Genomic DNA, 5450 nt, shown 5'->3' with positions numbered 1-5450 from the left:
GCAGTTAACTTTGCTTCTCAACCTTGTGATGAAAGAGATGATGATCAACTTGAAGATTGGTTAGAAGCATTACCAGAACAACGTCTTAGTTATATGATGAATGATATCATCATAGCTGAGAACAAAGACATTATCGATAAGTTACTTGAAGATGGTAAGTATCTTATCGAAGGTGAAGAAACTGTTTATGCCATCGGTGTCACAAAAGAACTAGCACTAGAAGCCTTCATGAGTCAATATCCTATTACATATGATACTTGGTGCTAGATAACTCTACTAGTAAACAAATTGGGCAATTAATTTTGCCCAATTGATTTATTATATGATTATTATACATTAATCATATAATAAATCAATTGGGAGAAACATATGAGTACAAAAACTAATCAAAGTAGAACGTATGGTCTATATAGTGTATCATATCATTATGATACAGTCAACTATGTTGCATATATCAGATCTTGTGATACTTGTGTCAACAGTGTTCCTCAACTATTATCTGTATTACAACATATTACTACTCACGAAACAAACAAATGTCCAAGCTTCGATTCTAGTTGGATCTTTATATCTAATCCAACGTTAGATTGGGCCATTAACGATGCATTTCCAAATCAACGTGATTTTGCTATCAAACATAAAAATAATCTTATAGCAGTATTTGGTATCGATGCAGATGAATCTGATACATATGTTCTTATCCAAGAAACAGTACCAGTTCCCACTTAAAATTGATTATTAGAATTGAGTTGGGATGTCCACTAGATCATACTATCTAGAACCACTATGTGGTTACTAGTAAACATAGTTGGACATTCCACTTCTATTTTAACCAGTTGATTATTAATCTTCTTCTTGTATAATATAGTTTCTTTCTTAACAAACAAATGAGATTATATTATGAACACTTCAAACTCAAACACACAATCAAATTCAACTCTTGATCAACAATTAGATTTTCTTGGTCTAAATGAAAAACCAATTGTTGATCCAATCCTAACCATTAATCATAATACAAAAGCTGATCTTGGTCGTACCATTTGGAATGAAGAAGTTGTATCTATGAATGGTCAATGTCCAATAAGAGCAACAACCATTAAAAGATTAATGACTGAGGCCAACTTAACTAAAGCTGGTGCTAGTACTTATTACCAGAACATGAAAAAGAAAGCTGGTTTTGTTAATAAGAAATAAACTGTAATTAATAGGACATGGATGTCCTGTTGATTGAACAGAACATGATTTGACCACATAAAGTTTCCCTATAGAACATTATATTATACATCAAACAGATGGTCAAAATCAACTGGGATTCCCAGTTGATTTTATTTCTAATTAGGGTATAATATTTTCATAATTTGAGATCAAGCAAATATGGACATGACTCAAGACCACTAGAGTGGCGTACTCCGTTCAACAGGTTATGTCCTGTTGACACAGCTAGACCAATTTTGTAGAGGGGCCATCTTTGTCAGACTTCATAATATATTATACATATTTTTATAATCTATTCAACTGGTCTATCCAGTTGACTTTTAATCCAAATTATTGTATGACACTTATATAATATATGTTAAAAACTAACCGGTCATTCCAGTTGATTATTAAATTAATTTCTGTATAATTTATCTCAACATTTAACAACACACACACATTTTTATTATGTCCACATTAATTTTTTCAAATGGTCATTTTAAAATTAACCAGTTGATAAATGTTTTTAAAAGTGTATAATATAATTTCTTTCTTAACTAACTAATTGGTGATTATCATGTCAACTTCAAAATCAAACAAACGTGGCCAAACTAAACAACAACCAGTTATTTCAACTGAACTGGACAATGTCCAAACAACAGACCAACAACCACTTGTTGGTGAGTTGTTGGACAAAGTTGATGACCAACCAAAAAATGAAGACAACGTTGGTCAGGACGAAACAGTGGTTGTTGACCAAGAAGGTCAAGTTCAAGAAGATCAACAGGTCAATCAAGAACAAGATGGTCAACCTGAAGATCAACTGGACAAACAAGAAGATGGTCAAGAACAAGATGGTCAACTGGACAAACAAGAAGATGGTGATGCCATGTTGGAAAACATGGACAAATCCCAGTTGATCGAAATGATCAAGTTGTTGGCCAGTAAACAAAGTCAACAGGCCAGTCCAACAAATGGTAAGTTGTTGAGTGGTCATAACAGTGTAACAAAAGCTGATGTGGGCAGAACAATATGGGATGAAGAAATGGTCAAGATGAACATGGGCTGTCCTGTTAGGTCAATAACCATATCAAGATTGATGACAGAAGCTGGTCTGACTAAAGCTGGGGCAGCAACATATTACCAGAACATGAAAAAGAAATCTGGGTTTGTCAACAGTAAGTAATTGTCAACAGGACAAGGATGTCCTAGATTAAATTAAGAAGGTCAACTGGCTAGTCCAGTTGACCTTTTTTTGTGTCCCTATTAAGAACTGACCTGTTGACTTCTCCAAAAATGTTCTGTATAATAACATGGTGGAACACCCTAAAAACATCGATGGTCAAAAACATGATCTGGTACTTAACATCTACAAAATTTTTCTTGGCCATTATAGGATTTTTGAAAAATAAAAAATTTGGTTTAAACGCATCTACAAAATTTTTCTTGGCCATTATAGGATTTTTGAAAAATAAAAAATTTGGTTTAAACGCATCTACAAAATTTTTCTTGGCCACTATAGGATTTTTTGAAAAAATAAAAATTTTATTTTTATGCAGTATATAACCGTGGTATATGGAAACGTGATTTTAAAATTTTTTTTTCAAAAATTTTAATTGTGATTATATAGGTTTTTTAGAATTTAAACCAGTGTTTATATAGAAGCCATTGTTGACTATCTTGTTGAATGTAGGGTTCTGCTTCGGGCCATCTATCTTTAATAATATCTGTAGCGTAATATCTGGCGAAGTGTGGATCTTTCATAATGAATGGTTCTGCTTCTGGCCATCTCCCATGAATAATAGTAGCTGCATATAAAACTGCAAATTCTGGATCTTTTTTTATTGTTTCTGGTAATTTAGGATCTTTATTTCCTTGTTTAATTTCTTCGAAGGCAAACATAGGAACAAGATACATTCGATTTTTGTATTCATGTAATTCTTGCGGTTGTGAGTAATAGTCGTATAAATTAATCATTATTTTAATCCAAAATTTTGTTGATATATATCCCAAGCATAATCATCTTGTTTAATATAAGGTTCAGCTTCATACCATCTATCTTTAAGTATTGTTTCTGCATATCCTAATGCAGCATATGGATCCTTCATAATACGAGGTTCTGCTTCAGGCCATCTATCCCTAATCACTTTTCTTGCATAATCAAAAGCACATTTTGTGTCTTTTAAAATAACAGGTTCCAAATCAGGAGATCTACCTCTATTATACAAAGATTTTTTTAATGCCAAATTTGGTATTATAGAATCTTGATCATTATAATGATCAAGATTTTGTGGTTGTGAATGAAACTTATATAAATTCAGCATAGACATTAAAATAGGCATATCATATATTTATATTTTTTCCTTACTTGACAAAGATAACAAAGTATAATATAATAAATGATAAAAATTATAGGAGTACTTTTATGAGTGTACATATCAGCGATAAAGAATATGATCAATTGATAGATATTGAATCTGAATACCTAATACAACAAGCATCTATTAAAAAATTGGAATCAGAAATTGATAGATTAAAAAAATTATTGAATAATGCATTTGGTCTTCTTAGTTCTAATAAATCGGATGAAGATTGGAATGATAAATTTATGGATTGGCAAATAAATGTAGGATTAATAAATCCGATAGTTTTAGAAGAAGGTGAATATTATTGGATGTATAAACAAGGAGATAGTGCAAGAGTTGTATATGCTGGTATTATTATGAATAAACCATGTATTAATTTATTAGATTCAAATAATTCAATTGTATTCTTGAAAGACATCAAACCTGAATATAATTTTATTAAAATTAATAAACCTGATATTACTAATTAAACAAATTAGGGGAATAAAAATGAAAAAAACACTGAAATTTAAGATTGATGACAAAGACGAAGTATATGCTTTTGTTCAATATAAAAATGGAATAGTACTATGGAGATTACACTTCATTTCAAACGTTACTTATAATTGGTTATTAGTAGAAGGTCCTGCACATTATAATCCTACTCGAGTAAAGAAATCACAAGCTCAATTTATGAAGGGGAAAGTATTTAAAAATAAATTGATTAGATATGCAGCTGCATCACATAATTGGTTTATGTTAGATAGACTAAAAAAGGCATTCGATTATGACACAAAATCTTACAAAAATTAATAATGAGTTAGTTGCAACTTTAGCATCACAAGCTGTTAACGAAGCTCAAATGGCTATGATTATGGAATATAAAAATTTCGAATCAGAGTTGTGGAATAAGTTTGCATATTTAGTTGTACAAGAATGTCTCAAGATATGTAAAAGTGTTGAAAATGAGACAGAATTATCAGATATTAGTGATGGTGCATTAGTATGTGCAATTGAAATTAAAGAACATTTTAATTTATTAGAAGAACCAGATGATTCTGATATTCATAGTTTCTTTGATAAATTGGAAGAGATGATTGGAAAAATATATGAATGAACAAATAAAAGAAATCATACAGAAACTATATGAACAATTAAAAAACGATTCTGAATTTTTTGAATTGGAAAAAGAGGAATTGATTAAGTTTCATCATACTCTAGGAAGACATATTCGTAATGAATATGATTTATGGTCTATTCCATGGGAACCTGTTATTATTGACAATTGTGATTATTCACCATTTCATCCTGATCAAGTTAGTATGACGATTATCGAACAAGTTTGGGAATTAGGTCAAAAATAATGAAAGTTGAATATACATATAATGAATTACTTGCATTACGAGATGCTAATCGTTTATTAAGAGTAAATGAAAACCAAGCTTTTAATAAATTAACACCAGAGTTAATGGAATGTTTTATTAAAAGAACTATAGAAGGTAATGACTTTCTACAATCTATGATTGGTAGAACAACACAAAAAATTCCTTCCTTTCATGAAGATTTCTTTTCATACCCAACTATGAACGCTTGTGGATGTTTGGGTCCTATAGATAATGAACCATTTTGTCCTTGTTTAATGCGTCAGTTATTGAATGCATATCGATATGAAGTTATTATTGAAATGTATAATAGAGGATTAGTAGAAATAAAAGGGTAATAAAAAGGGGGCATATGCCCCTTTTCTTTTTAGAAGTCACCTGTATTTTTTATTCGTGTTGTGAAGACGAATTTGTTACGATCCTGAACATTTCCCCATAATCCCCAACCCCAGAATAGTTCTAATTTCTTTGCATCTGTTAATTGAAAGTAATCTCTGTATTGCCAGAAACCATCATCTCTTGCTACAAA

11 protein-coding genes are annotated in these 5450 nt (G+C 30.7%); 9 read left to right on the top strand and 2 right to left on the bottom strand.

Annotation, left to right across the window (positions count from 1 at the left end; all coding sequences use genetic code 11):
- From EO766_RS17525 to EO766_RS17510, 4 genes are all read left to right on the top strand, one after another.
- The coding region (locus tag EO766_RS17525; RefSeq protein WP_287101687.1) for a hypothetical protein at window positions 1-267 on the top strand (267 nt) is incomplete at its 5' end.
- A gap of 633 nt (window positions 268-900) precedes the next feature.
- Complete coding sequence (locus EO766_RS17520) at window positions 901-1194, top strand: hypothetical protein (protein WP_287101686.1); 294 nt, start codon at window positions 901-903, stop codon at window positions 1192-1194.
- A 577-nt stretch (window positions 1195-1771) separates the two neighbouring features.
- Window positions 1772-2380, top strand: a complete 609-nt coding sequence (locus tag EO766_RS17515) for a hypothetical protein (protein WP_287101684.1) — start codon at window positions 1772-1774, stop codon at window positions 2378-2380.
- A gap of 197 nt (window positions 2381-2577) precedes the next feature.
- Window positions 2578-2760, top strand: a complete 183-nt coding sequence (locus tag EO766_RS17510; RefSeq protein WP_287101683.1) for a hypothetical protein — start codon at window positions 2578-2580, stop codon at window positions 2758-2760.
- Window positions 2761-2829: 69 nt separating this feature from the next.
- Here EO766_RS17510 and EO766_RS17505 read toward each other — a convergent pair whose 3' ends face one another.
- Both EO766_RS17505 and EO766_RS17500 read right to left on the bottom strand, forming a co-directional pair.
- Window positions 2830-3171: a hypothetical protein gene (locus EO766_RS17505; protein ID WP_287101682.1), complete on the bottom strand. Its 342-nt coding sequence runs from the start codon at window positions 3169-3171 to the stop codon at window positions 2830-2832.
- A complete protein-coding gene (locus EO766_RS17500) occupies window positions 3171-3536 on the bottom strand; it encodes a hypothetical protein (protein WP_287101681.1) in 366 nt (121 codons plus the stop codon). The genes EO766_RS17505 and EO766_RS17500 overlap by 1 nt, the downstream gene beginning before the upstream one ends.
- A gap of 83 nt (window positions 3537-3619) precedes the next feature.
- Here EO766_RS17500 and EO766_RS17495 point away from each other — a divergent pair, with 83 nt between their 5' ends.
- Genes EO766_RS17495 through EO766_RS17475 form a run of 5 tightly spaced genes read left to right on the top strand, consistent with a single transcriptional unit; the run spans window position 3620 to window position 5259 of the window.
- On the top strand, window positions 3620-4030 hold the full coding sequence (locus tag EO766_RS17495) for a hypothetical protein (protein WP_287101680.1): 411 nt from the start codon (window positions 3620-3622) through the stop codon (window positions 4028-4030).
- A gap of 19 nt (window positions 4031-4049) precedes the next feature.
- Window positions 4050-4352, top strand: a complete 303-nt coding sequence (locus EO766_RS17490) for a hypothetical protein (protein WP_287101679.1) — start codon at window positions 4050-4052, stop codon at window positions 4350-4352.
- Window positions 4327-4656, top strand: a complete 330-nt coding sequence (locus EO766_RS17485) for a hypothetical protein (RefSeq protein ID WP_287101678.1) — start codon at window positions 4327-4329, stop codon at window positions 4654-4656. The genes EO766_RS17490 and EO766_RS17485 overlap by 26 nt, the downstream gene beginning before the upstream one ends.
- Complete coding sequence (locus EO766_RS17480; RefSeq protein ID WP_287101676.1) at window positions 4649-4903, top strand: DUF6794 domain-containing protein; 255 nt, start codon at window positions 4649-4651, stop codon at window positions 4901-4903. The genes EO766_RS17485 and EO766_RS17480 overlap by 8 nt, the downstream gene beginning before the upstream one ends.
- Window positions 4903-5259, top strand: a complete 357-nt coding sequence (locus EO766_RS17475; protein ID WP_287101675.1) for a hypothetical protein — start codon at window positions 4903-4905, stop codon at window positions 5257-5259. Before EO766_RS17480 ends, EO766_RS17475 begins: the two co-directional genes overlap by 1 nt.
- Window positions 5260-5450 lie beyond the last annotated feature (191 nt).

Origin of the sequence: Hydrotalea sp. AMD (assembly GCF_004100315.1) — a bacterium.
Lineage (GTDB): Bacteria > Bacteroidota > Bacteroidia > Chitinophagales > Chitinophagaceae > Hydrotalea > Hydrotalea flava.
The sequence above is the reverse complement of the archived record's forward strand: the minus strand, read 5'-3'. Positions and strand labels throughout refer to the sequence as shown.